Annotated in this window: 2 protein-coding genes; both read left to right on the forward strand. The window is 56.9% G+C overall.

Going from position 1 to position 1940, the window contains the following annotated elements; all coding sequences use genetic code 11:
- The coding region (locus B2W52_RS03460) for an MBL fold metallo-hydrolase (RefSeq protein ID WP_476738512.1) at positions 1-626 on the forward strand (626 nt) is incomplete at its 5' end.
- Between the two features lie 142 nt (positions 627-768).
- Positions 769-1940: DUF1631 family protein (locus tag B2W52_RS03465; protein WP_286801299.1), on the forward strand; the 1172-nt coding region annotated here is incomplete at its 3' end.

The following is a 1940-nucleotide window of genomic DNA, read 5'->3' on the forward strand; positions in this document are numbered from 1 at the left end:
TTGTCGATTCCGAAGCAGAGAACTTCCACTGGGAAGACGACTCCCTGTCGGTAACTGCAGTCCCCCTGTCCCATCGTGTCTCCTGCAGGGCCTTTGTGTTCACGGAAAAGAATCTGGAACGCCAGCTGGTCCGGGACAGGCTCGAAGCGGATGGTATTGAGGCCGGTCCCGCCTGGGGCCGCCTGCAACAGGGCGACGACGTGGTACTGGAAGATGGGCGCCTCGCCCGTTGTGATGATTACACCCGAATTGCCAGAAAACCTCGCAAGGTTATCGTAGCCGGCGACAACGACCAGCCCGACCTGCTTCTGGCAGCGTGCACGGGTGTTCAGGTGGTCATCCACGAAGCGACCTACACCCAGGAAGTCTCTGACCGGGTCGGACCCTGGCCGCAACACAGCTCCGCTGCCCAGGTAGCCCGCTTCGCCGAGGCCGCAGGCGTTCCCAATCTCGTCCTTACCCACTTCAGTTCCCGTTACCAGTTCAACCCGGATGCCTATCCGCACATCGGTGAAATCGAATCCGAAGCCAAAAGTATTTATCGGGGAAACCTTTATCTGGCAAAGGATTTTGCCTGTTATGAGCTCAACAGGGATCTGATGCTGAAGCCCATCGAGCGTCTATAATACAGGCGTGGATTAAACGAGCCGCCCAGGCTTATATGTGTCGCTTTTATAGATTCACTTTGCGTTTGCTGAAGTTCAAATTAAACTGAACCCACAATAAATTGAACAACGATTCATTTTTCACTGCTCAGGAAGGCGGTCAATGACCCGGCTCAACGCAAAACACTCCAGACTCAGCAAGGATGCGGTTGTCGTCGCGCCCGGCCTCATTCCCTGTGGCTGTGTCATTGACAGCGTGGCTCTGGGTAAAGAAGGGCTGCGCCTCACCCTGAAGCACTTTTCGTCGCCCGCGGTACTCGACCAGCTGTCATCGTCTGCCGCTGCACAGACCGATCTTCATGTTTTCCTCGATAATGACCATGAAAAACAGCATATCCATTACAGAGGCACGGTTCAGGTTGGCCGCAGTAGCGGCATTTCGCTGGACATAGCGGGGAACACCGAGGAACTCAGCAACGACATTGAGCGTTTGTTACAGCACACTGGAACGAATCGGCCCGAAGCCGCGACTCCGGATCCTTCACTGAAACAGCTCTACCACCAGCATTGCCGTCGGCTTCTGGAACAGTTGCTTCCGGAATTTATGGAAGGCACCTTCGAGGGCATTGAAGCCGACCTGGAAGAGGCTGCAGAGCTGCGTGAGATTACCCGGCTCAAGGACATGCGCTTCATTTTCCAGAGTCGCCAGCAACGAATGCTCCAGGATTTCCAGGCCCAGTTCCAGGCCAATCAGGCAACCCTTGAGCCCGCCGCCGAGTCCCGGGCCGGCAACAAGGAGTTGCACCTGCTGCAACAGCACGAGTTCGAGGACTGGCTGGACCTGCAGGCCATCGCTACCCGCGTAAACAAAGCAAATACCGGGGCCAACTTCCTGCTCAACCAGTTTCTCAACCAGATTTTCCGACAGGACGTCAACGATGACAACAATCCTCTGACGCCTCGGGCCCTGTGCGTCTGCCTGCAGTATATGGTCGATCATCTGGGCATTGCGCGGGAGCACCGCCTGACCATCTATCGCGCCTGGGAAAATGCTCTGGTCCGGGTCTGGCCCGCGGCCATCCGGTCCCTGATCAATGACTGCCGACGAGCTGGTCTTGAGGCCATAGATATCACCGAGCTGCCCGCAAACTGGTCACTCCGCGATCGGGAGCACGCAACGGACGACGCGGGTTCAGCGACGGCAGCCACAGAAGACTCATCCGAAGAAACTCCGGAAACCAATCACGCCAGGCCCGAGGCGTCCGGGTCGCCTTCGGTCGGTCGTTCCCTTTTTCAATTGATGGCCCTGGAGTCAAACCCCTCGTCTGAAGTTTC

It is taken from the genome of Marinobacter sp. UBA2498 (assembly GCF_002341575.1).
GTDB lineage: Bacteria > Pseudomonadota > Gammaproteobacteria > Pseudomonadales > Oleiphilaceae > Marinobacter > Marinobacter manganoxydans.